Source organism: Bradyrhizobium sp. F1.4.3 (assembly GCF_040548375.1).
In the GTDB taxonomy this organism is placed as follows: domain Bacteria; phylum Pseudomonadota; class Alphaproteobacteria; order Rhizobiales; family Xanthobacteraceae; genus Bradyrhizobium.
In genome coordinates this window covers 482,116-503,448 of record NZ_JBEPRN010000001.1, presented here as the reverse complement: position 1 = coordinate 503,448, position 21,333 = coordinate 482,116, and the positions used below count along the sequence as shown (strand labels likewise).

At 63.9% G+C, this 21,333-nt stretch carries 18 protein-coding genes and 1 pseudogene; 10 read left to right on the top strand and 9 right to left on the bottom strand.

From position 1 onward, the window contains the following. Nucleotides 1-11: 11 nt before the first annotated feature. Nucleotides 12-1,910: a SurA N-terminal domain-containing protein gene (locus ABIB73_RS02545; RefSeq protein WP_354221110.1), complete on the bottom strand. Its 1,899-nt coding sequence runs from the start codon at nucleotides 1,908-1,910 to the stop codon at nucleotides 12-14. A 224-nt stretch (nucleotides 1,911-2,134) separates the two neighbouring features. On the opposite strand from ABIB73_RS02545, the gene tpiA reads away from it, so the two are divergent. The 3 genes from tpiA to pyrG all read left to right on the top strand — a co-directional run bounded on the left by tpiA (nucleotide 2,135) and on the right by pyrG (nucleotide 5,217). Further along, nucleotides 2,135-2,890: a triose-phosphate isomerase gene (tpiA, locus tag ABIB73_RS02540; RefSeq protein WP_354221108.1), complete on the top strand. Its 756-nt coding sequence runs from the start codon at nucleotides 2,135-2,137 to the stop codon at nucleotides 2,888-2,890. A gap of 141 nt (nucleotides 2,891-3,031) precedes the next feature. Beyond that, entirely contained in the window at nucleotides 3,032-3,418 is a 387-nt protein-coding gene (gene secG / locus ABIB73_RS02535; RefSeq protein WP_354221106.1) for a preprotein translocase subunit SecG, read from the top strand. Nucleotides 3,419-3,585: 167 nt separating this feature from the next. Then, nucleotides 3,586-5,217: a CTP synthase gene (gene pyrG, locus ABIB73_RS02530; RefSeq protein WP_354221104.1), complete on the top strand. Its 1,632-nt coding sequence runs from the start codon at nucleotides 3,586-3,588 to the stop codon at nucleotides 5,215-5,217. Here pyrG and ABIB73_RS02525 read toward each other — a convergent pair. The 3 genes from ABIB73_RS02525 to ABIB73_RS02515 all read right to left on the bottom strand — a co-directional run bounded on the left by ABIB73_RS02525 (nucleotide 5,180) and on the right by ABIB73_RS02515 (nucleotide 8,003). Beyond that, nucleotides 5,180-5,848 (bottom strand): class I SAM-dependent methyltransferase, encoded by a 669-nt coding sequence (locus ABIB73_RS02525; protein ID WP_354221102.1) that lies wholly within the window; start codon nucleotides 5,846-5,848, stop codon nucleotides 5,180-5,182. The genes pyrG and ABIB73_RS02525 overlap by 38 nt on opposite strands. Nucleotides 5,849-5,958: 110 nt before the next feature. Next, nucleotides 5,959-7,332 carry a sensor histidine kinase gene (locus ABIB73_RS02520; protein WP_354221100.1) on the bottom strand — a complete coding sequence of 458 codons (1,374 nt, stop codon included), beginning with the start codon at nucleotides 7,330-7,332 and terminating at the stop codon, nucleotides 5,959-5,961. Then, nucleotides 7,329-8,003 carry a response regulator gene (locus tag ABIB73_RS02515; protein WP_354221098.1) on the bottom strand — a complete coding sequence of 225 codons (675 nt, stop codon included), beginning with the start codon at nucleotides 8,001-8,003 and terminating at the stop codon, nucleotides 7,329-7,331. Before ABIB73_RS02515 ends, ABIB73_RS02520 begins: the two co-directional genes overlap by 4 nt. A 194-nt stretch (nucleotides 8,004-8,197) precedes the next feature. On the opposite strand from ABIB73_RS02515, the gene ABIB73_RS02510 reads away from it, so the two are divergent. The 6 genes and pseudogenes from ABIB73_RS02510 to glsA all read left to right on the top strand — a co-directional run bounded on the left by ABIB73_RS02510 (nucleotide 8,198) and on the right by glsA (nucleotide 14,447). Continuing rightward, complete coding sequence (locus ABIB73_RS02510; protein ID WP_354221096.1) at nucleotides 8,198-8,524, top strand: NIPSNAP family protein; 327 nt, start codon at nucleotides 8,198-8,200, stop codon at nucleotides 8,522-8,524. A 130-nt stretch (nucleotides 8,525-8,654) separates the two neighbouring features. Next, nucleotides 8,655-9,506, top strand: a complete 852-nt coding sequence (gene kdsA / locus ABIB73_RS02505) for a 3-deoxy-8-phosphooctulonate synthase (protein ID WP_354221094.1) — start codon at nucleotides 8,655-8,657, stop codon at nucleotides 9,504-9,506. Continuing rightward, entirely contained in the window at nucleotides 9,506-10,717 is a 1,212-nt protein-coding gene (locus ABIB73_RS02500; RefSeq protein WP_354221092.1) for an MFS transporter, read from the top strand. The genes kdsA and ABIB73_RS02500 overlap by 1 nt, the downstream gene beginning before the upstream one ends. Nucleotides 10,718-10,955: 238 nt before the next feature. After that, nucleotides 10,956-11,531 (top strand): hypothetical protein, encoded by a 576-nt coding sequence (locus tag ABIB73_RS02495; RefSeq protein WP_354221090.1) that lies wholly within the window; start codon nucleotides 10,956-10,958, stop codon nucleotides 11,529-11,531. Nucleotides 11,532-11,623: 92 nt separating this feature from the next. Then, nucleotides 11,624-12,424 (top strand): annotated as a pseudogene (locus ABIB73_RS02490) (methyl-accepting chemotaxis protein); the annotation flags it as partial. 148 nt (nucleotides 12,425-12,572) lie between these two features. After that, complete coding sequence (glsA, locus tag ABIB73_RS02485) at nucleotides 12,573-14,447, top strand: glutaminase A (RefSeq protein WP_354221088.1); 1,875 nt, start codon at nucleotides 12,573-12,575, stop codon at nucleotides 14,445-14,447. 27 nt (nucleotides 14,448-14,474) lie between these two features. Here glsA and ABIB73_RS02480 read toward each other — a convergent pair whose 3' ends face one another. The 5 genes from ABIB73_RS02480 to ABIB73_RS02460 are packed head-to-tail and all read right to left on the bottom strand — an operon-like array spanning nucleotide 14,475 to nucleotide 20,566. Continuing rightward, nucleotides 14,475-15,380, bottom strand: coding sequence for an HpcH/HpaI aldolase/citrate lyase family protein (locus ABIB73_RS02480; RefSeq protein WP_354221086.1), 906 nt, complete (start codon nucleotides 15,378-15,380; stop codon nucleotides 14,475-14,477). Further along, nucleotides 15,377-16,639 (bottom strand): CaiB/BaiF CoA transferase family protein, encoded by a 1,263-nt coding sequence (locus ABIB73_RS02475; RefSeq protein WP_354221084.1) that lies wholly within the window; start codon nucleotides 16,637-16,639, stop codon nucleotides 15,377-15,379. The genes ABIB73_RS02480 and ABIB73_RS02475 overlap by 4 nt, the downstream gene beginning before the upstream one ends. Further along, the gene (locus tag ABIB73_RS02470; RefSeq protein WP_354221082.1) at nucleotides 16,623-17,726 is read right to left on the bottom strand and encodes an ABC transporter ATP-binding protein; all 1,104 of its coding nucleotides are present in this window, start codon (nucleotides 17,724-17,726) and stop codon (nucleotides 16,623-16,625) included. Before ABIB73_RS02470 ends, ABIB73_RS02475 begins: the two co-directional genes overlap by 17 nt. Then, nucleotides 17,719-19,458: an ABC transporter permease gene (locus ABIB73_RS02465; protein ID WP_354221080.1), complete on the bottom strand. Its 1,740-nt coding sequence runs from the start codon at nucleotides 19,456-19,458 to the stop codon at nucleotides 17,719-17,721. The genes ABIB73_RS02470 and ABIB73_RS02465 overlap by 8 nt, the downstream gene beginning before the upstream one ends. After that, nucleotides 19,448-20,566: an ABC transporter substrate-binding protein gene (locus tag ABIB73_RS02460; RefSeq protein ID WP_354221078.1), complete on the bottom strand. Its 1,119-nt coding sequence runs from the start codon at nucleotides 20,564-20,566 to the stop codon at nucleotides 19,448-19,450. Before ABIB73_RS02460 ends, ABIB73_RS02465 begins: the two co-directional genes overlap by 11 nt. Nucleotides 20,567-20,667: 101 nt before the next feature. On the opposite strand from ABIB73_RS02460, the gene ABIB73_RS02455 reads away from it, so the two are divergent. After that, a complete protein-coding gene (locus tag ABIB73_RS02455; RefSeq protein ID WP_354221076.1) occupies nucleotides 20,668-21,330 on the top strand; it encodes a GntR family transcriptional regulator in 663 nt (220 codons plus the stop codon). Nucleotides 21,331-21,333: the final 3 nt, after the last annotated feature.

The following is a 21,333-nucleotide window of genomic DNA, read 5'->3' as shown; positions in this document are numbered from 1 at the left end:
GTGCTTTCAACTCACTGGTTCGCGCCCGTCACCTGCGCGAAGGCGGCCTGATTAATGGTGGTCCCGATGTCGGTTTCAAGCTTATTGACGTAGGAGGCGACCTGCTCGTCGGTCAGCGCCCGGTCGATGCTGTCCTTCAGCTTCTTGACGGCGTCGGAAGCGGCGTCGGCCGCGGGATCGATGATATCGGTGAGGCGGAAGACGATGACTTCGCTGCCGCCGGTCACGGGCGCTTGTCCGACGCCGTCCTTGGCGGTGCGGAAGGCGGCCGCAACCAAGTTCGACGGTACGCCGGCCGGCGAGTCGTCGCGCTTGAAGCCGCTCGCGGTCTCGACCTTGGCGCCGATTGCGGCGGCTTCGTCAGCGAGCTTGCCGCCCTGTTCGAGCTTCTGCACCATCTCGGTCGCCTTGGTCTTGAGCTTGGCAGCGATTTGGTCCTGGCGCCAGCGCGCCTCGACCTGGTCGCGGACCTCGTCGAGATTGCGGTCGCGTGAGGGGGTGATGGCAAGCACATCGTACCAGACGTAGCCGCCGCGGAACGAGATCGGGTCATTGTCGACGCCGACATCGCTGGCGAAAGCCTGCGACACCACGTCGAGGCCCTGCGGAATGTTGGCGACGGGCTGGCCGTCCGGCGCGCGTCCGGAGCGGTCGACGGCGTCGACGGTGACGGCTGTGAGCCCAAGCTTCTGCGCGGCGTCGACCACGCTGGTGCCGGCGCCGCGTTCGTCCTCCATCTTGTCGCGCAGTTCCGCGACCTTGACGCGCGCGCGTTCGGTCGCGATCTCGCGCTTGATGTCGCCGGCGACACTGGCGTAGTTCGCCTCGACACCCGGCTCGATCTTGTCGACCTTGACGATCGCGGTGCCCAGACGCCCCTGGATCGGCTGGCTGATCTCACCTGCGGGAAGTGCGAAGACGGCATCGCCGATCGCCGGATCGAGCGAAGACTTGGTGACGAGCCCGAGATCGACGTCGGAGGCGCTCAGTCCGCGCTCCTTGCCGAGATCCTCGAACGACAGCCCGCCGGCGAGGCGCTCGCGGGCGGCCTGCGCCTCGGCGACGTTCGGGAACACGATCTGGTGGATCTGGCGCTTCTCCGGCGTGCCGAGCTGGTTCTTGCGCTGGTCGAACAGCTTTTTCGCGTCGTCGTCGGAGACCTGGGTCCACTTGCCGATCTCCTCCGGCGAGATCACGACGAAGGCGATCTTGCGAAATTCAGGCGCACGGAACTGGACCTTGTGATCCTCGAAATAGGCGGCGAGCGCCTCGGGCGAGGGCGCGTCGATGGTGCCTGCCTGCGCGGCGTCAAGCTTGACGAACTCGATCGCGCGCTGCTCGTTCTGGAAACGCGTCAGTACGTCGAGCATGGCTTTCGGCGGCTCGAGGCCGGCGCCGATCGTGCCGGTGATCTGCCGGCGCAGCGACACCTTGCGCTGTTCGGACACGTAACGCTGCTCGGTGTAGCCGAAATTGCGGATCATGGCCTGGAAGCGGTTCGCATCGAAGTTGCCGCCGACGCCCTTGAAGTTCGGATCGTTCATGATGAGCTGGCGGATCTGATCGTCGGACTGGCCGAGCCCGAGCCGGCGTGCCTCTTCGTCAAGGGCTGCTTCCGCAATCGTCTGCTGGAGCACCTGGCGGTCGAGGCCGAAGGCGCGCGCCTGCTCAGGCGTCAGCGGACGGCCGAACTGGCGGCCGATCTGCTGGAGACGGTCGGTGTAGATCTGGCGGAACTCGTTCAGCGAAATCTCGGTGTGGCCGACGGTGGCCACCGTGGACTGTCCAAAGCCTCGGAAGATGTCGGCGATGCCCCAAACGCCAAAGCTGATGATCAATACGCCCATCACCACGGCCATAATGGTTTTGCCGAGCCAGTTTGATGAGGCCTTGCGCATTCCTCGAAGCATTTGGTCCAACTTGTTTGGCAGGAGGGGAACGGGAGCGCGTCTTTAATGCAGATTCCGCAAAAGCGCGTCACCAAATTGATATGCCATCATAAAGTGGCGGCTTTCCCCCTGCAACCTCAGGTCAGGCCGGCGCGCGATCCCTGCGGTTAAAAGCCCTTGGTCTCTGGAACTGCCGCGGCACCTCTGCTAGCGCATGCACAAACCTCAATTTGCTGGAAATTGACATGACCGACGCCATCCGACCGCTGATCGCCGGCAACTGGAAAATGAACGGCCTGAAAAGCTCGACTGCCGAATTCGACGCCATGCTCAACGGTGCGGCAGAGGTGACCGGCAACGCGGACCTGCTGGTCTGCCCACCGGCAACCCTGATTGCGGCCTTCGCCGACAAGGCCCGAGGCAAGGCGGTCGCGGTGGGCGCGCAGGATTGCCATCCCAAGGCGTCCGGCGCCCATACCGGCGATATCGCCGCCGAAATGCTGGCGGACGCGGGCGCGACCGCCATCATTGTCGGACATTCCGAGCGCCGCGCCGACCATGGTGAGAGCGACGCGCTAGTGAAGCAGAAGGCCGAGGCCGCCTGGCGGGCGGGGGTCATAGCGATCGTCTGCATCGGCGAGACGCAGAGCCAGCGCGATGCCGGCCAGACCCTGGGCGTCCTGCGCGGCCAGCTCAACGGCTCGCTCCCGGATGGCTCCACGGCCGCAAACCTGGTCGTGGCCTACGAGCCGGTCTGGGCAATCGGCACGGGTCTTACCCCCACCGCCAAGGATGTTGAGCAGATTCATGGCTTTATCCGGGAACTCCTGACTTCCCGGTTCAAGGCGGATGGCAGCCGGATGCGAATCCTGTACGGCGGCTCGGTCAAGCCCTCGAACGCGGCCGAGCTGATGGCTGTCAACAACGTCAACGGCGCGCTGGTCGGCGGCGCCAGCCTGAAGGCGGCCGATTTCCTTGCCATTGCGAAGGGCTGCCCCTAGCTAATCCCAAAGCGCGGATACGGGCCCGATCGGGGTGGCATTGCCGTTTCCGATCGTGTAACACCGCGCAACTTCAGGAAAACCCGCGAAGCGCGATCGGCTGCCGGTACCGGCGCTATCGGCTTGTGACGGAAGGACACTATGCAGACTGTTGTCATCGTCATCCACCTCATGATCGTCGCCGTCATGATCGGCGCCGTCCTGCTCCAGAAGTCGGAAGGCGGCGGCCTCGGCATGGGCGGAGGCGCGGGCTTCATGTCGAGCCGCGGCACTGCAAACCTCCTGTCGCGCACGACCGCGGTCCTGGCTGCGGGCTTCTTCCTGACCAGCCTGTTCCTGTCCTGGTACGCGGGCTACAACCGTGCGCCTTCGTCGATCATCGGCACACCGGCGTCCCAGACCCAGCCGGCCGGCGGATCGCCGATCGCGCCGCCGACCTCGGGTGGCATCCTGGATTCGCTGAAGAAGGCCGACGAGCAGCAGCAGACTCCGGCGCCGGGCGGCCCGCAGGTGCCGCGCTCGCAATAAAGCAGGGGGCCCATGCAGGGCGGCTTCTACCGTCCTGCATCAGGAACCCCCATCAAAGCTCTGTCACCACTCTTTAGTTTTCGCTCACCCACAGGCCCGCAGATTCTTTGGGGCGGAATACGAATCGCTTTGGCGAATCGAATTCGAGGGATTAGAGGTTAAGCCCCATGGCGCGGTACATATTCATCACCGGCGGCGTGGTTTCTTCGCTCGGCAAGGGTCTGGCTTCAGCGGCACTCGGTGCTCTGTTGCAGGCCCGGGGCTACAAGGTCCGCCTCCGCAAGCTCGACCCCTATCTCAACCTCGATCCCGGAACGATGTCGCCGTATCAGCACGGCGAAGTGTTCGTGACCGATGACGGCGCGGAGACCGATCTCGATCTCGGTCACTACGAGCGCTTCACGGGCCGGCCTGCGACCAAGGCCGACAACATCACGACAGGGCGCATCTATCAGGACATCATCACCAAGGAGCGCCGCGGCGATTATCTCGGCGCGACCATCCAGGTGGTTCCGCACGTCACCAACGCCATCAAGGAATTCGTCCTCTCCGGCAATGACGACTACGATTTTGTGCTGGTCGAGATCGGCGGCACCGTCGGCGACATCGAGGGCCTGCCGTTCTTCGAGGCGATCCGTCAGCTCAAGAACGAGCTGCCGCGCGATCACGCCGTCTATATCCATTTGACGCTGCTGCCCTACATCCCGAGTGCCGGCGAGCTCAAGACCAAGCCGACGCAGCATTCGGTGAAGGAGCTGCGCTCGATCGGCATCCAGCCGGACATTCTGCTCTGCCGCACCGATCGCGAGATCCCGAAGGAAGAGCGGCGCAAGCTCGGCCTGTTCTGCAACGTGCGCGAAAGCGCCGTGATCGAGGCGCGCGACGTCGACAACATCTACGCCGTGCCCGAGGCCTATCACAACGCTGGCCTCGACGACGAAGTGCTCGCCTCCTTCGGGATCGGCTCGCGGATTCCGCCGGCGCTCCAGAGCTGGCAGCGCATCAACGAACGCGTCCGCAATCCCGAGGGCAATGTCACTATCGCCATCGTCGGCAAATATACCGGCATGAAGGATGCGTATAAGTCGCTGATCGAGGCGCTCTCGCATGGCGGCATCGCCAACAAGGTGAAGGTCAATCTTGACTGGATCGAGAGCGAGATCTTCGAGAAGGAAGATCCCGCGCCGTTCCTCGAGCACGTCAACGGCATTCTAGTGCCCGGCGGCTTCGGCCAGCGCGGCGCCGAAGGCAAGATCCGCGCTGCGCAGTTCGCGCGCGAGCGCGACGTGCCCTATTTCGGCATCTGCTTCGGCATGCAGATGGCTGTCATCGAGGCCGCGCGAAACCTCGTCGGCATCGAGGGGGCCAACTCCACCGAGTTTGGCCCGACCAAGGAGCCGCTGGTCGGCCTGATGACGGAATGGCTGCGCGGCAACGAGCTCGAGAAGCGCTCCAACGCCGGCGATCTCGGCGGCACGATGCGGCTTGGCGCCTATCCGGCGGCGCTCAATCGCGGCAGCCGCGTGTCGCAGGTCTATGGCGGCGCGACCGAGATCTCCGAGCGTCACCGCCACCGCTACGAGGTCAACACCGCCTACAAGGACCGCCTCGAGCAGCACGGGCTGAAATTCTCCGGCCTCTCGCCGGACGGCGTGCTGCCGGAGATCGTCGAGTACGAGGATCACCCCTGGTTCATCGGCGTCCAGTTCCACCCCGAACTGAAGTCGCGCCCCTTCGAGCCGCATCCACTGTTTGCCTCGTTCATTCAAGCAGCGATGGTGCAGTCGCGGCTGGTCTGACCATCGGCTCCGGCGTGAGCGGCGTCGAAGCGTCGGGCGCAAGCGATCCCGTGATGATTTTCATCTGCGGCCGTCGCGTCAGCTTGTAGACGGCGGCCGGCGGCACGTTCAGAAAGGCGCGATCCACGAGCGTTGCGCGCAGGCCCAGCCGGTCGAGCACCGGTCGCGGGATCGGGCAGCTCATTCCGTAGGTAAACTGGTAGAAGGCGCCGCCGGGGCGGACATAGCTGAACGCGCCGCCGATGATCGAGACGACCTTTCGTGTCGACATGTTGAGCAGCGGCAGGCCGCTCACGACCGCGCCGACGGGCGCGCCGTCATAGAGACGCTCCGTCGTCAGCCGCCCCGCATCCATCCACAGCACGCGCGCGCCGGGAAAGCGCATTTGCAGGAGCTTCATGAAGTCGGAGCCGTATTCGATCAGCGTGAGGTCCTGCTGCTGCACGCCGCGTTTGAGCAGCTTGTAGGTGAACGCACCGGTGCCGGGGCCGAGCTCGAGAATCGGGCCGGTCGATGCGGTGATCTCACGGGTGATGAGATCGGCCAGCGCCGCGCCCGACGGCGCGATCGCACCGACCCGACGCGGGGCCGACATCCAGGACAGGAAGAACGAGAGAAAATCGTTGGGCATGCGCACTCCGGCATTTTTGATTGCACCTCGCAGATCAGAGGTGAGGCGGTCGAAGAGTCGCCGGAGTGCATTGCGACAGCATTGCGCCTGAGGCGCGGAGGCAAGTTGATTCAGCTCTGCCGGATCGGCGGCAGCGAAATCCTGAAGCACGCGCCGCCGTCCGGTCCGTCCGCGACCGAGACGTGGCCGCCATGCAGGAGCATGATCTCGCGCACCATGTTGAGGCCGAGGCCGGCACCGCGATCGAGCGGCGTCAGCCGATAGAACGGCTCGAAGATCTGTTCGCGCTGATCGGCCGGAATGCCGGCGCCTTCGTCCGTGACTTCGATGCTCGCGCGCCTGCTGACACGAATGCCGATCGTGCCGCGGCGAGGGCCGTGCTGGATCGCATTCTGCACGAGGTTGGTCAGCGCGCGCTCCAGTGCGGCTGCGTCACCGATCGTCTCGATCGGCGTGGCGGGTGCATCGAGCGCCAGCTCGTAGCCGGCGGCAATCGCCAGCGGCGCGAGGTCGGCGGCCGCGCTTTGCGCGACCCGGACGAGGTCGACGCGCGTGAATGGATGGCCGCGGTCGAGCCGCTGGATGTCCAGCAATTGCTCGGCGAGGGTGGCCAGCCGCGCGGAATCCTCCAGCAGGCGGGTCTTGTCCGGCCCCGATGGAAGCGACTCAAGCCGCGTGTTCAGGATCGCGATCGGCGTGCGCAGCTCGTGCGCGGCGTCGGCGACAAAGCGCTTGTGGCGGGCATAGCCCTGGTCGAGTCGCGCCAGCGCGTCATTGACCGCAGTCACCAGCGGCACGACCTCGAGCGGAACCCGGTCCACCGACAGGCGTGCGCCGCGCTGATGGATGTCGATACGACGCGCCTGGTCCGCGGTCGTATCGAGCCCCCTGAAGGCGCGCCGCACGATCATCGGTGTCGCGATGAAGGTCGCGGTTCCCATCAGGAGCAGGCCCGGCAGGGCGATGCCGAGGAATGCAAGCGATGTCATGAACAGCGCCTTCGCGCCGGTGAGTCGTCCTTGCGTCGCCGTGATGACCTGCATATTGCCGGCGTCGGTGTCGACCCGCTTCAGTCGCGCGGCCGGCTTGCGCGGATCGTCCTCGAAAAGCTGCCAGCCGAGCCGCGCTTGGCTGATCTGGTCGAGGCCGCCGCCGATCGCGGCGAATTCCGCCGGCACGGCACCTTCGCTGAGTGACTGTCCCTGCCGGTCGCGGGCCAGGAACCAGAGGTCGGGTGTCTCGCTACGCAACTGCTTCAGCTCGGGCGTCGGCCGCAGCGTCAGGCCGCCTTCCGCGTCACGCGTGACCGCGCGCTGGACAACGTCGATCACGCGATCCTCGTCCCGCTCGGCGAGCACGAAGCCCGACGCGCACAGCGCTCCGACGACGACGGCAACCAGCGCCAGGAGCAGCGCGGCCTGGAGCGAGAGCAGGCGCCAGCTCAGCCGCGAGCGCAGGCAATAGGGATCGTCGTGCTTGCTCATGGCTGCTTCTTCAGGAGATAACCGACGCCGCGAATGCCGTGGATCTCGATGCCGGCGTCCGCCTCGGCAAGCTTGCGGCGCAGCCGCGAGATGTGCGTGTCCAGCGCGTTCGACTGGATTTCGTCGTCGAAATTGTAGACGGCCTCTTCCAGCGCCGAGCGCAGCACGGTGCGGCCCATGCGGCGGATCAGGGCTTCGAGCACCAGAAGCTCGCGACGCGGCAGCTCGAACGGGCGGCCGTCGATGCTGGCCTCGCGATGGCCGACATCGAAGGCGAGCCGGCCCGCGCCGATGACCTCCGGGGTAAGGCCGGCAGGCCGCCGCATCACGGCGCGCAGGCGCGCCAGCAGCTCCTCGACCGCGAACGGCTTTGCCAGATAGTCGTCGGCGCCGCCGTCGAGCCCGGCGATACGGTCGGCAAGTTCGCCACGCGCGGTCAGCACGATGATCGGCACGCCGTCAGCGCGCGCCCGAAGTTTTGGGATCAGCGCTATGCCGTCGCCGTCGGGAAGCTGGCGGTCGAGCAGGACGGCGGCATGGACGTCGGCTGAAATAGCCTCTTCCGCTTCCGCAAGCGTGGGCACGTGGTCCACCACCATGTCGTAGCGTTTCAGCGCCGACGCCAGCGCACCGGCCATTTCCGCCTCATCCTCGACAAGCAAGATCCGCATGTTCGGTACCCGCGCTGCAACTGAGCCTTTCTAGCGGCCCGATCATTGCGGCAGCATTGCGGGAACCGGACGCTGTGCGTTGCCAAAGGCTAGCTAGCCATGCGCGAAACGCTACAGGGGCGGCCGGGCAGGGCTCAAGACACCGTCATGGCCAATCGTTATAACCGCCGGACCTGTTCAGGGAGGAAACAAGAATGATCTACGAAATGCGCATCTATCGCTGCGTGCCGGGCCGGTTGCCGGCGCTGTTGAAGCGGTTCGAGACGGTGACGCTGAAACTGTGGGAGAAGCACGGTATCCGCCAGGCCGGGTTCTTCACCACGCTGATCGGTGAATCCAACCAGGAGCTGACCTATTTCCTCGCCTGGGAGTCGCTCGCCGAGCGCGAGAAGAAGTGGGCCGGCTTCATGACCGATCCGGACTGGATGGAGGCGCGGGCGAAGTCCGAGGCCGACGGCCAGATCGTCGGCAACATCGTCAGCCAGCTCCTGGCGCCCACCGCCTTCTCATCGGTGAAATAGCGCCTCCTGGCGCTGCGGAAGTCTTGCGAGGAGCCCCGGCGCAACCCTGATATTCGAATGGCCCGGCTCGAATGGGGTTGATCGGCCCCTCATCGCCGCTATGGTCGCGGCGAAACGAGGGAAATTCGCCTTGAGCTCTTCGAATTCAGCGGCACCGGTCGTCAGCATTGGCACGGTCAGGTTCGGCAATGATCTGCCGATCGCGATCATCGCCGGGCCGTGTCAGCTCGAAAGCCGCCAGCATGCGCTGGAGGTGGCCTCTGCGCTGAAGCAGATCGCCGCGCGGCTCAACGTCGGCCTCGTCTACAAGACCTCGTTCGACAAGGCCAACCGCACCAGCGCGTCCGCTGCGCGCGGCCTCGGGCTCGCGCAGTCGCTGCCGATCTTCGCCGAGATTCGCTCTTCGCTCGGCCTGCCGGTCCTGACCGATGTGCACGATGCCGCGCAATGCGCCGACGTGGCGCAAGCGGTGGACGTGTTGCAGATCCCGGCCTTCCTGTGCCGGCAGACCGATCTGCTGCTGGCGGCGGCCGCGACTGGAAAGGTCGTCAACGTCAAGAAGGGCCAGTTCCTGGCACCATGGGACATGGCGAATGTCGTCGCCAAGATCACGAGCGCGAACAATCCCAATGTGCTCGTCACCGAGCGCGGCGCGTCCTTCGGCTACAACACGCTTGTTTCCGACATGCGTGCGCTGCCGATCCTGGCGCGCACCACCGGCGCGCCTGTGGTCTTCGATGCCACTCATTCGGTGCAGCAGCCGGGCGGGAAGGGGGCTTCCTCGGGCGGCGAGCGCGAATTCGTGCCGGTGCTGGCGCGCGCGGCTGTAGCGGTTGGGGTTGCCGGCGTCTTCATCGAGACTCATCCCGATCCCGACAGCGCGCCGTCCGACGGTCCCAACATGGTGCCGCTGCGTGAGTTCGAAGGGCTGATCCGCACCCTGATGGCGTTCGACGCGCTGGCCAAAAGCACAACGCGCTGATGCACCAGCCTGTGACCGGGCCGTCGTCCGACCAGAAGTTTCCACCCGCGATCAACATCATCGCGCTCGCCGGGTTTTCGGCGGCGTTGTCGACGCGCGCGCTCGATCCTGTCCTGCCGCACGTCGCTGAGGATTTTGCGGTCAGCATCACGACGGCCGCAAGCATCGCGGCCGGCTATGCCTTGATCTACGCACTGGTTCAGCCAGTGGTTGGAGCCGCTGCCGATCTGTTTGGCAAGGCGCGATTGATGACATTGTGCCTGGCGCTGCTCGGCGTGGCCTGCATCCTCGGCGCGCTCGCCACCTCCTTCGCGGGCCTGTTCGCGAGCCGCATCCTCGCCGGGATCGCTTCAGGCGGCGTGTTTCCGGTCGCGCTCGGCCTGACCGCCGACCTCGTCGCGCCGGCCAAGCGGCAGGTCGCGATCGGGCGCACGATGGCGGGTTCGATGACCGGCAATCTGCTTGGCGCGACTGCCTCGGGCGTCATCGGTGATATCATTGGCTGGCGCGGTGTGCTCGTGGTTCTCGGAGCGCTCGGCCTGATCGCAGCCGTTGCTGTGGCGGCTGGCTTTCGCGGTGCCGCACTTGCAGCTCCCCCGAAGACCGACTTGAAGACCTTGCGGCAGGGCTACCGCACCATCTTCGCCAATCCCAACACGCGCTATTGCTACTCGGCTGTGTTCGTCGAGGGCTGCTGCGTATTCGGCCTGTTTCCCTTCATCGCCGCTCTTCTGTTTGATCTCGGTGAGAAGTCGCTGTCGATCGCCGGAATCGTGATCGCAGGTTTTGCAATTGGCGGGCTGTTCTACACCTTCACGGTATCGCGCTTCCTACCGTGGCTCGGCGTCAAAGGCATGATGATTGCTGGCGCGAGCCTCGTGGCGCTGCAACTCGGCCTGCTCGCTTTCGGGCCCGGCTGGAAGCTGCAGTTCGTCAGCATGCTGCTGATGGGCTGGGGCTTCTACATGATCCATGGCTGTCTGCAGGTGTTCGCCAGCGAGCTGTCGATCGGCGCACGGGCGACGGCGATGTCGCTGCATTCGTTCTTCTTCTTCATGGGCCAGACGGTGGGGCCGCTCGCCTACGGCCTCGGACTCCAGCATGGCGGCAAGATGCCGACCCTGATCGCGAGCGCCGCAATCATGATCGTGCTGGGCCTTGTCTGCGCCCGGCTGCTGAGGCAGCGTGCTCCGGCGGATGCACGCGCGTAAACAGATGTTTAGCGCCACACGCGGCGAATCGCCGTTGGTGGATCGCTTGATCGCTTCCAAGCACGTTTTTTATAGATTAGCTGGATCGGTAAAATAGAGGACTGTTATGGGCGAGCAAGATCAGTCTAGCGTCCGCTGTAAGCAATGCTGCAATGATATTCCACAGGGTGCGCTCCTATGTTCAGATTGCGGTTCATATCAAGATTGGCGAGGTTGGTTCTCGGTTTCGAGTACCATCTTGGCGCTACTCACTGCGCTGCTGTCCGTATTGGGAATAGTGGCACCCGTCATTATCAATGCTTTACACTCTCCAAAATCAGACGCTTTTCTACAAACACCGTCCCTTGATGGAACGACGCTTCGCGTCCTGGCGGTTAACCGCGGCGACTCATCAGCCTCCTTTGTCTACGCTCGAATTGATGGTGATTATCTAGCTGGCGCGACCAAAGTGCGTCTGCGCAGCGACGCTGACGCCATCATTTCTCCTGGTAGTAAATTGCTGACCCTCGACATCATTCCATTGTTGGACGAGAAGCAGTCGTATGATGGTTCGCTGGAGGCGATGACCGCGGCGGTATCCGGGAAGTCACTACCCACGACGTCGGTGCTACTCGGGCTAGCACAATCGGACGGCAGGGTAAGCGTCCTTAAATATACATTGACCAACGACGACATCTTCCGCCTCCTTCGTGACAACGCCGATAGATGCTCCAGCGTTGACAACCCCAACTTTACGAACGGCTGCATTGGAAATGGCGCCACTCCAAACGGAAAGGCGTCAAATCATTCGTCAATGAAACCTGCCGCGCGCTAGACCGAACGCGGGGCGACCAGAAACAGCCTCTTCTCGATCAGCCCCGCCCGCGATACGGCGCGACGCCTTGCTCCGGCACCCACGGACCCTTCGTGACCCGGCCGCTGACCACGATCACCGGCATCATGACCCGCTTCGCCGCGCAAGATTTCGCCGGCGAGGTGCCGGGCCTCGACCGCAACGACGAGATCGGCCGCATGGCCGCGGCCTTGCAGGTGTTCAAGGAGGCCATGATCAACGCCGAGCGCCTGTCCGGCGATCAGGCCACCGAGCGCGCCGACAAGGAGAAGCGGGCGGCGACGCGCGCCACCGAGCAGGCGGTCGTCACCGTCAAGGAGACCGACACCACCATGCGTGCGCTCGCCGACGGAGCCGATCGCATCGGCGAGGTCATTGGCCTCATCACCTCGATTGCCGGCCAGACCAATCTCCTGGCGCTGAACGCGACGATCGAAGCGGCTCGCGCCGGCGAATCCGGCAGGGGTTTTGCGGTCGTGGCAAGCGAGGTGAAGAGCCTCGCGTCGCAGACGGCGAAGGCCACCGAGGAGATCAGCGCCCAGATCACGGAGATCCAGGGCGCGACGCAGAAGGCGGTCTCCGCGATCGACGGCATCGTCAAGACCATCGAGGAAGTCTCGAGCATCAACCGCGTCATCGCCGCCGCCATCGAGGAGCAGAATAAGGCCACAGCCGAAATCGCCAACACCGTGCAGCACACCGCGGAGGCAACCTCGACCGTGACGCGCAACATCGCGACCGTGTCATCAGCGGCGAACGAGACCGGCCGCGCCGCGTCCGGCGTGCTGAAGGCTGCCGCCAATTTGTCGAGCCAGTCGACCTCGCTGACCGCAGAGGTCGACGGCTTCATCAGCAAGGTACGCGCGGTGGCGTAGGGCCGCCGGCCAGAGCAACCAATTCGACAGGCCGTTGCGGCGTCAGGCTGCGGCGGCCCTCGCTTCTTGGCGTCACCGTGCCACAGCAGTTTCCGGTATACATGGCACGAGGATTGCTTCGATTTTGGGCAAATCGAGGTGCGAGATCGTGGACGCCCAGACCAGCCGTTCGCCCGGCGCAGCCAGCGCGACCCGATCGACCGGATATCCCACCAAACCACCACTCCGGCGGTTCCTGACCGCTTGCTACGAGGAATTCAGAGCCGACAATTCCGGCGAACTCGCCGACTACATTCCCGAGCTGAAGCGCGCCAACCCCGACCATTTCGGCATCGCGCTCGTGACCATCGATGGCCATGTCTATGAGGTCGGCGATAGCGCGGTGCCATTCACGATCCAGTCGGTCTCGAAAGCCTTCGTGTTCGCGCTGGCGCTGGAGATGGTGGGCGAGGAGCGGGTCGCGGCCACCATCGGCGTCGAGCCGAGCGGCGAGGCCTTCAACTCGATCCGGCTCACCAACGACAACCGCCCCTTCAATCCCATGGTCAATGCCGGTGCGATTGCCTGCTCGGGCCTGATCTACGCTGTGGACGGGAAGGGCGCCTTCGAGCGCGTCCGCTCAAAACTCAGCCAGTTCGCCGGCCGCGAACTCGGCGTCGACGAGGCCGTGCACGCCTCGGAGACCGCGACCGGCAACCGCAACCGCGCCATCGCCTGGCTGCTCCGGAATTACGCCGTGCTGCCGGATGACGTCGATGCCGTGCTCGACGTCTATTTCCGCCAATGCGCGATCCTGGTGACCGCACGTGATCTGGCGGTGATGGCGGCAACGCTCGCCAATCGCGGCATCAATCCGGTGACTGGCGTGCAAGTGATCACGCCACACATCGTCGCGCGCACGCTGTCGGTGATGACGAGCTCAGGGATGTACGACTATGCCGGCGAATGGACCTATCGCGTCGGGATTCCCGCCAAGAGCGGCGTCGGCGGCGGCATCGTCGCGGCGCTGCCCTCGCAGCTGGGGCTCGGCACCTTCTCGCCGCTGCTCGACAATCATTTCAACAGTGCGCGCGGCCTGAAGGTCTGCGAGGCGCTGTCGGCGCGCTTCGACCTGCACATGCTCAACCGCAATGCCGATGTCCGCACCAGCATCATGGCGGATTACGACATCTACGGCATCTCCTCGCGCCGCAGCCGGCAGCCGCACGAGCAGCAGATCCTCGACGACCGCCACAGCGACATCCGTGTGCTCGAGCTGGTCGGCGCCATGAACTTCGGTACCATCGACTACGTCACGCGAAAGCTCACCAGCGAGCCGCCGAATGCGCCGCTGCTGATCATTGATTTGCGCCGCGTCCCCGACATCACCGCGGCCGGTGCAGAGCTTCTGGGCGAGACGCTGACCGCGCTGGGCAATGTCGGCATCACCACAATACTCTCCGGCATTGAGGAGACCTCCGCGGTGTGGGCTGCGATTTGCGCGCGCACGGCGGAGCCGCGCCGGCTGCGCCGCTTCGCGCTGCTCGACGACGCTATTGAATGGGCCGAGGATCAGGTGATCTATCGCTTCGGCGGCTTCACGGACCTGAAGGAGAGTGCGCATCTCGGCGAGCAGGCGCTGCTGGCCGAACTCGACGCCGGCGAAATCGCCGCGATCGTCAAACTGTCCACCACGCGCCATTACGCCGCGGGCCAGCGCATCATCGCCGCCGGCGAGCCCGCCAATTCGCTGTTCTTCCTCCAGAGCGGCATGGTCAGCGTGAAATTGCGGAGCGGCGTGCGGCTGGCCTCGCTCGGCCCCGGCATGGAGTTCGGCGAGATGGCGATCCTGGAGCAGGGACGCAGTGCCGATGTGTTCGCGGACACACCCATCACCTGCCTCGAACTACCGCTCGACGCCTTTGCCGACTACCGCCGGGTGCATCCCGAGACGTCGTTGAAGATCATGCGCAACCTCGCAGCGATTTTGGCGCGGCGGCTTGTGCTCGCCAACGCCAAGGTCGATCTGCTGAGCGCCTATTAGGGCGGAAGAGAGCCCGAGGCTCATCGATCAGCGAGATCGATGCGCGCGCGCAGCGATCGCTTGCGCGCGCTCAAGCAGTGATTCTGCCCGCTGAACGATCGGGATGTCGATCATCTTGCCATCGATGGCGAAGGATGCGCGTCCCTCCGCCGCCGCCTGCTTATTGAGTGCAACGACACGCTCGGCGTCAGCCACTTCCCGGGGGGACGGGCTGAAACCCGCATTGAGGATCGGCACCAGCGACGGGTGAATACAGGCAGAGCCCACAAATCCAAAGTCCGCCGACCGCTTCACGATCCTGGTGTATCCTTCCAGATCGGAGAAGTCGGCGACCGAGCCGATGGTCCCGAGCGGCATGATGCCGGCGGCTCGTGCCGCCTGCACAACCTGTTGCTTGGGCATCAACAAGGTCTCTTCCGTCGGCTTGGCGCCGATGGCGGTCGCATAATCTTCCGCCCCCAATGAGATGCCGGCCAGCCGCGGGATCGATCGCGCGATGTCATGGGCCCTGGAGAGCGGTCCCGGTGCCTCGATCAGGCCGACGAACCAGATCTTGCCGGGGGGCAATCCACGATCGATCTCCAATCTTGTCACCATTTCGTCGAGCAGGCGCAGATGCTCGGCGCCTTCGACCTTGGTGATCTTGATCGCGTCCACACCGGGGATGACGGCGGCTTCCAGATCGGGCACCGCCAATTCGAGCGGCTGGTTGATCCGCACCATGACGTCAGAATTCCCGGTGTCGCGAAAGCGCTTCACGATGCCCGGTATCAGCGCGCGGGCGGCTGCTTTTTCGGCAAGCGGCACGCTATCCTCGAGATCGATGATCAGCGCGTCCGCGCCGCGTTCTACGGCCTTGATGACGAAGCGCTCCACGTTCGCGGGGACGAACAGCGCGGATCGCCAGACGGGGAATTTTCGCTGAACTGTCATGTCGTGGTTTCCTTTACAAGGCCCGAGGCGAGGGCGGCATCGATATCGTCGGAGCTGAGGCCGGCTTCGGCCAAGATGGTGCGGCTGTGCTGTCCGAGCCGTGGCGCCGGCGTCCGGATGCTTCCCGGCGTCTCGGACAGGCGTACCGGAACGGCGTGCATCGGGAACGTTCCCATGTCGTCGTCGGGATAGTCGGCCAGCAATCCGCGGGCCTGAACGTGGCGATCGTTCATCAGTCGGACGGTATCGTTGACCGGACCGATGGTCACCTCGGCCGCTTCGAAGAAAGCCACGTTGTCATCGACGGTCCGCGTCGCAATGAAATCGCCGATGATCTTGTCCAGTTCGATGACATGGACGAGCCTCTGTTCGTTGGTTTTGAACCGCGGATCATCGCAAAGCTCGGGTCGGCCGATCGAGCGCAGCACCCGCATTGCCATGCCTTGCGTGGAAGCCGACAGGCAAACCCAACCGCCATCGAGCGTACGGTAGACGTTGCGCGGTACCGAGCCGCTTGAACGGCTCCCGCTGCGCGGCTTGACCACGCCGGTCAATCGATAATTTGCGGCCTGAGGACCGAGCGAGTTGACGATGGGGTCGAGCAGCGGCAGATCGATCACCTGTCCTTTTCCGCCGTTGATTTCGACTTCCCGCAACGCCGCCATGGCCGCGAACGCTCCGGTGAGACCGGACAATGCGTCGGCCAGATACATCGGCGGCAGCACCGGCTCACGATCGGGGAATCCGTTCATCTCCGCGAAGCCGGAAAAGCCTTCCACTAGCGTCCCGAAGCCGGGACGGCGATGATAAGGACCGGTCTGGCCCCATCCCGATATTCGAACGATCACGAGCTTGGGCTCGAGCCGCAGCAACTCTTCGGGAGGAAGCCCCATCTGCTCGAGCGTGCCGGGCCGGAAGCTTTCGATCAGCATCGCTGCGCCGGGAATGAGCTTGCGGATCAGCGGCACCGCTTCATCGTGACGAAATTCCAGGCAGATGCTGCGCTTGTTGCGCGAATGTATCTTCCAGTTCGTTTCGACGCCCTTTGTCCGCCAGCCACGCAGGGTGTCGCCTTCGCGCGGCTCGACCTTGATGACGTCGGCACCGAAGTCGGCGAGATGCTGGGTGAGCAGATTGCCCGCGACCAGCCTCGAAAGGTCGACGACGCGGAGCCCAGTCAACGGGCCGCGGACCCCGGGCGTATAGTCGCCCCGATCCAGTCCGCTTTCGGGAGAGGTGGCGTCAGTGGGATTTGCCATGGTTCCGATCTGTAAACAGGATGCCGCCGGCTACAGGCAGCCACAAGCGCAACTGGCGGTCAGTCGTTGCGTCCTGGGTTTCGATGCGGATCTGATTTCCGCCGACGCTCAATCCGATTTGCCACCGGCCGCCAACGTAGGAATGACTGACCACGTCGGCTTCGATGATCGAACCTCCGATCGTTTGGTCGTTGGCCGCTGCCAGGCGCATCTGCTCGGGACGATAGGCAAACGTAACCTTGTCGCCCAGCGATGGACGTTTGTCGGACTTGATCAGAACGCGCTGACCGTCGGCGAGACTGACCAGCGTCTGTCCATCGCCGTCGGGCGGCCCGACTACGTCGCCGTTCAGAAAATTCGTCGTTCCGATGAAGTCGGCCACGAAACTGTCGGCCGGTCGCGTATAGATCTCCTGGGGCGAGCCGATCTGACTGATACGGCCGCCATTCATGACGACGATGCGGTCGGACAAGGCCAGTGCTTCAACCTGGTCGTGTGTCACGTAGATCGTCGTCAAGCCGAGACGCGTGCGCAATTCGGCGAGCCAGGTCCGGGCACGATCGCGCAGCTTCGCGTCGAGGTTCGACAAGGGTTCGTCAAGCAAGAGGATTTCGGGCTGGTAGACCAGCGTTCGCGCGAGTGCGACGCGCTGCTGCTGGCCGCCCGAGAGCTGATGCGGATAGCGCTCCTGAAAGCGCTCCATCTCGACGAGAGCAAGACTCTCCTCGACGCGGCGCTTGCAATCGGCGGTCGACACCTTGCGCAGCTTGAGCGGAAACACGACGTTATCGTAGACCGTCATGTGCGGCCACAAAGCATAGCTCTGGAACACGAGCCCGCAATTGCGGGCTTCCGGCGGCAGGAAGATCGCCTTCTCGCCATCGAAATAGGTCTTGTTGCCGACGCGGATGCGTCCGCTCGTCGGCTGATCCAGCCCGGCAATGGCGCCGAGCGTCGTCGACTTGCCGCACCCCGACGGGCCCAGCAGCGTGACGAACTCCCCATCCGCAACGTGGATGTTGACATCGTCGATCGCTTTGACCTGTCCGAACCGCTTATGCAGGTTCTCGATCAACAACTCAGCCATAAAGCTTCACTCCGAGAAAAGCGCGTGCCGCCGTGACACAGATCCCGATCACCAGGATCTGTATGGTCGCCAGCGCGGATACCAGACCGACCTCGCCCTGAGTCCAGGCTTGAAGCAGCGTGGTCCCGATGACTTCGCTGCCGGGGGCGAACAGGAAGATCGCGGTCGTGTACTCCTTGAAGAACGTAATGAAGAGGATGATGAAGCAGGCGACGAGCGCCGGACGGAGCAAAGGCAGAACGATCTGTCGGCTCGTCGTCCACCAGTCCGCGCCCTGCGTGCGGGCGGCGCGGTCGAAATCCGGACTCATCTGCAACAACATCGGCGCGACCGCACCGAGCCCCACGGGAATGAAGTGCATCGTGAAGGCGGCCACCAGAATCCAGATCGTATTTCGAAGGCCTCCCAGGCCTGGAACAAGCGCAAACGCGTAGAAGAAACCGACGCCGGCGACGACACCCGGCACTGCGCGGGGAAACAGCGCGATGTAGTGCAGTGGGCCGCGCCAGCGGAAGTCGGACCGCAGCACGATGATGGCGATCAGAGCGACCATCGCGGTGGCGATGACGCCGCCGAGCGTGCTGACGATGAACGAATTCCAGATCGAGCGCAGGTAGACCGGATATTCGAGCATGTTGGTGAAGTTGCCGAGCGTCAGCACCTCGGTGATCGGCACCATCGGCGAGAGCAGGCTGGTGAAGGCGCGCAGCAGGAGCGCGCCGATCGGCATCACGACCGTTGCCGTGATGTAGATCGCCGCGATGATGCAAAGCGGCCAGCGCAGTCTGTTCAAGCGGAAAGGGCGCGGTCGTGTGGCTTTGCCACCGAGTGTGACAAAACGCCGGGTGTTGCCGAGCAGACGTCCTTGCAACCAGACCAGGACGCAGACGACGGCAAGCATCAGCACGGCCGCCGTTGCCACCAGCCCGTGATCCGGGCGGGCCGACGCCACGCCGTTATTGTAGAGGAAGGTGGTCAAGACGGTGATGCCGGCGGGATCCCCGAACACCAAGGGAATCGCGAGCAGTTCCAATCCCACCGTGAAATTCAGTACGGCACTGTAGGCGATCGCCGGCATCAGCAGCGGCAGCGTGATCTGCCGCAGGGTCCTCAAGGTGCCGGCGCCGGCCACGCGCGCGGCTTCCTCCAGTGTCGGATCGGTAATCGAGGCCGATGACATGCAGTAGATGTAGGCGACGGGAGCTTGCGAGACGCCGGCGATCATCGCCATGCCCGGCAAAGAGTAGAGATTCCACGGCGCGCCGTCGAAGATCGACTGGACCAGAAGTGTCAGATAGCCGGCAGGCCCGTAGATCGTGTACCAGCCGAACGACAGCACCAGCGCCGAGAGATAGATCGGCCACAGGAAGAGTTCACCGAACAGTCGTGCGAACGGCATGTCGGTGCGGCCGAACAGCACCGCCGCCAGCGTGCCGAGCGTTTGCGAGATGACGGTGGTGAGGGTGGCGAAGACAAACGTGTTCCAGATCACGAGGCCGAAGCCGTCGGTGCGAAGCAGACGGCCAAAGTTGTTCAGCGTCAGTTGCTGGCCGGAATCGTAGAGCGCGCGGTCCAGGATGGATTGATAGAGGACGGGAAGGAGAGGCGCTGCAATCAGGACAACCGTCAGCAGCGCGATGCCGTACTGGATGACGGTATCCCGGCCGGGCAGCGGCTTCGGCAAAGCATCTGCCGATGCGGGCCTGAGCGTCGTGCTTGCGTCAAGCGACATTGAAGGTTTTTTTCCAGCGCGCCACGAAGCTGTCGTAATCCCGCACGGCGGCCCGGTCGTAGCCGATGTAGCAGATGTTCTGCTCGCCAACGGCTTCCACGATCGAAGAATACGTATGGCGGATGCCGTCGCCCGGCTGCACACCTGGACGCGCCGGCGTCAGGCCGCCTCGTCCGAATGCGCGCTGCCCGTCTTCCGAGATGACGTAGTCGAGCATCAATTTGGCGGCGTTGACATTCTTCGACCCCTTCGGAATGGCGATGCCACGCAGCACGACCGGCTGGCCGTCTCCGATGAAGCTCCAACCGAGGATGCGCGCCCGCGCCGGATCATTAAGTCGCGGCCAGAAGGTGATGGCCGAGACAAACCAGCCCGTGACGTATTCGCCCGAGGTGACCTTTTCGGTCATCGGCCCGCCGGAGCGCTCGAAACGCGGCGAAAGCTTCGCTAGCTGCGCGAACCAATCCCAGGCTTTCTCGCCGTGCTTCTTCACGAACGCATAGCTGATGCCATAGCCGAAAGTCGTTTGATGCACGCCATAGCTGGTGATGCGGTTACGCCAGGCCTTCTCGTTTGCGACCGCAAGCTCGACGAATTCGGCAAGTGTCTTGGGCCGCTTGCCGTCCGGCACCAGGGTATTGTTCCAGATCAGCGCCATCGGATCGGACGAAACGGTGTAGACGCCGGGAAACGGCTTTGACCAATCCGGCCAGGCCTTGGCTTCGGGCGACGCATAGTCGAGGACTTCACCCCGCTCCTGGAAGTCAATCCATCCGCCCGGATCGGCCGTCGCGATGAGGTCGCAGGTACGGCTGTTGGTGCTCCGCTCAGCCAGATAGCGCTCGAAGCTCTCGCGGGAGGCGGGGAGATCCAGGGTCTCGACCTTGATCTTCGGGTACAGCTTGTTGAAGCCTTCGATCACGGGACGCCAGTTTTCCGGCGACATGATCGAATAAATGAGGAGGCTGCCCTCGTTCTGGGCGTCCTCGATGATTTTTTGATAGGTTTCAGGATAGCCGTTCGGCGCAGCCTGGGCCGTGCCCCGGAGCCCCATCGTGGCGCCAAGCACCGACATCACCATTAAGCTTCTACGATCGATGCCGGACATCTACTGTTTCTCCCGTCGCCGCGATTTGTTATGCACTTTTATTGGCGCCAATTTGTGCGCATAGTTTTGGCGAGTCAAGCTCGCCAAAGAGGGAAGCAGCCATGAAAGTACGGAAGGAGCAAAAGCGATTGTTGGCGGCGGAAATCGGTGCCGCCATCCTCCAGGGCGACTATCGACCGGGCGAATGGTTGCGCCAGATCGACCTGGAAGAGGCTTTCGTTGCCAAACGGTTTGACGTCCGAAGTGCGCTGACCCAGCTCGCCGCAAGCGGGATGGTCACTCATGTCGAAAATCGCGGATACCGGGTCGCACAGCCCGACTTGAATGTCGTTCGCGAGATATTGGCAATTCGCATGCTGCTCGAGGTTGAAGCAGTCACGCAGGCGCTACCGAACATAGGGCCGGCTGAGCTGGAGAACATCAAGCTGGCCCAGAAGACCTTTGAAGATGCTGTGGCGCGCGGCAGCAAAGCCGATCAGGCAAATACCAACGCAGCCTTTCACGACGAAATCTATCGTCATGCAGCCAACCAATCGCTCTGCCGCCTCATCGTCGAAATCCGAAATCGCGCCAGACCAGGACCGATCGCCTTGTGGCCGTCGAATGCCGAATTGCAGAGAAGTGCGGCACACCACGTTGAGATTGTCGATGCGATCGAGTCTCGCAATCTCGCTGCACTCATTGCAGCGGTGCGGCGCCACATCGTCGAATCGGGCGCAAACTATCCGGCGCGCGATCTCGGTCCGATCAAGAAGACGGGATGAGAG

Coding starts and splice junctions, on each gene's coding strand:
- ABIB73_RS02545 (WP_354221110.1), bottom strand. CDS start 1,910: ATGCTTCGAGGAATGCGCAAGGCCTCATCAAACTGGCTCGGCAAAACC.
- tpiA (WP_354221108.1), top strand. CDS start 2,135: ATGACCGACGCCATCCGACCGCTGATCGCCGGCAACTGGAAAATGAAC.
- secG (WP_354221106.1), top strand. CDS start 3,032: ATGCAGACTGTTGTCATCGTCATCCACCTCATGATCGTCGCCGTCATG.
- pyrG (WP_354221104.1), top strand. CDS start 3,586: ATGGCGCGGTACATATTCATCACCGGCGGCGTGGTTTCTTCGCTCGGC.
- ABIB73_RS02525 (WP_354221102.1), bottom strand. CDS start 5,848: ATGCCCAACGATTTTCTCTCGTTCTTCCTGTCCTGGATGTCGGCCCCG.
- ABIB73_RS02520 (WP_354221100.1), bottom strand. CDS start 7,332: ATGAGCAAGCACGACGATCCCTATTGCCTGCGCTCGCGGCTGAGCTGG.
- ABIB73_RS02515 (WP_354221098.1), bottom strand. CDS start 8,003: ATGCGGATCTTGCTTGTCGAGGATGAGGCGGAAATGGCCGGTGCGCTG.
- ABIB73_RS02510 (WP_354221096.1), top strand. CDS start 8,198: ATGATCTACGAAATGCGCATCTATCGCTGCGTGCCGGGCCGGTTGCCG.
- ABIB73_RS02500 (WP_354221092.1), top strand. CDS start 9,506: ATGCACCAGCCTGTGACCGGGCCGTCGTCCGACCAGAAGTTTCCACCC.
- ABIB73_RS02480 (WP_354221086.1), bottom strand. CDS start 15,380: ATGACAGTTCAGCGAAAATTCCCCGTCTGGCGATCCGCGCTGTTCGTC.
- ABIB73_RS02475 (WP_354221084.1), bottom strand. CDS start 16,639: ATGGCAAATCCCACTGACGCCACCTCTCCCGAAAGCGGACTGGATCGG.
- ABIB73_RS02470 (WP_354221082.1), bottom strand. CDS start 17,726: ATGGCTGAGTTGTTGATCGAGAACCTGCATAAGCGGTTCGGACAGGTC.
- ABIB73_RS02465 (WP_354221080.1), bottom strand. CDS start 19,458: ATGTCGCTTGACGCAAGCACGACGCTCAGGCCCGCATCGGCAGATGCT.
- ABIB73_RS02460 (WP_354221078.1), bottom strand. CDS start 20,566: ATGTCCGGCATCGATCGTAGAAGCTTAATGGTGATGTCGGTGCTTGGC.
- ABIB73_RS02455 (WP_354221076.1), top strand. CDS start 20,668: ATGAAAGTACGGAAGGAGCAAAAGCGATTGTTGGCGGCGGAAATCGGT.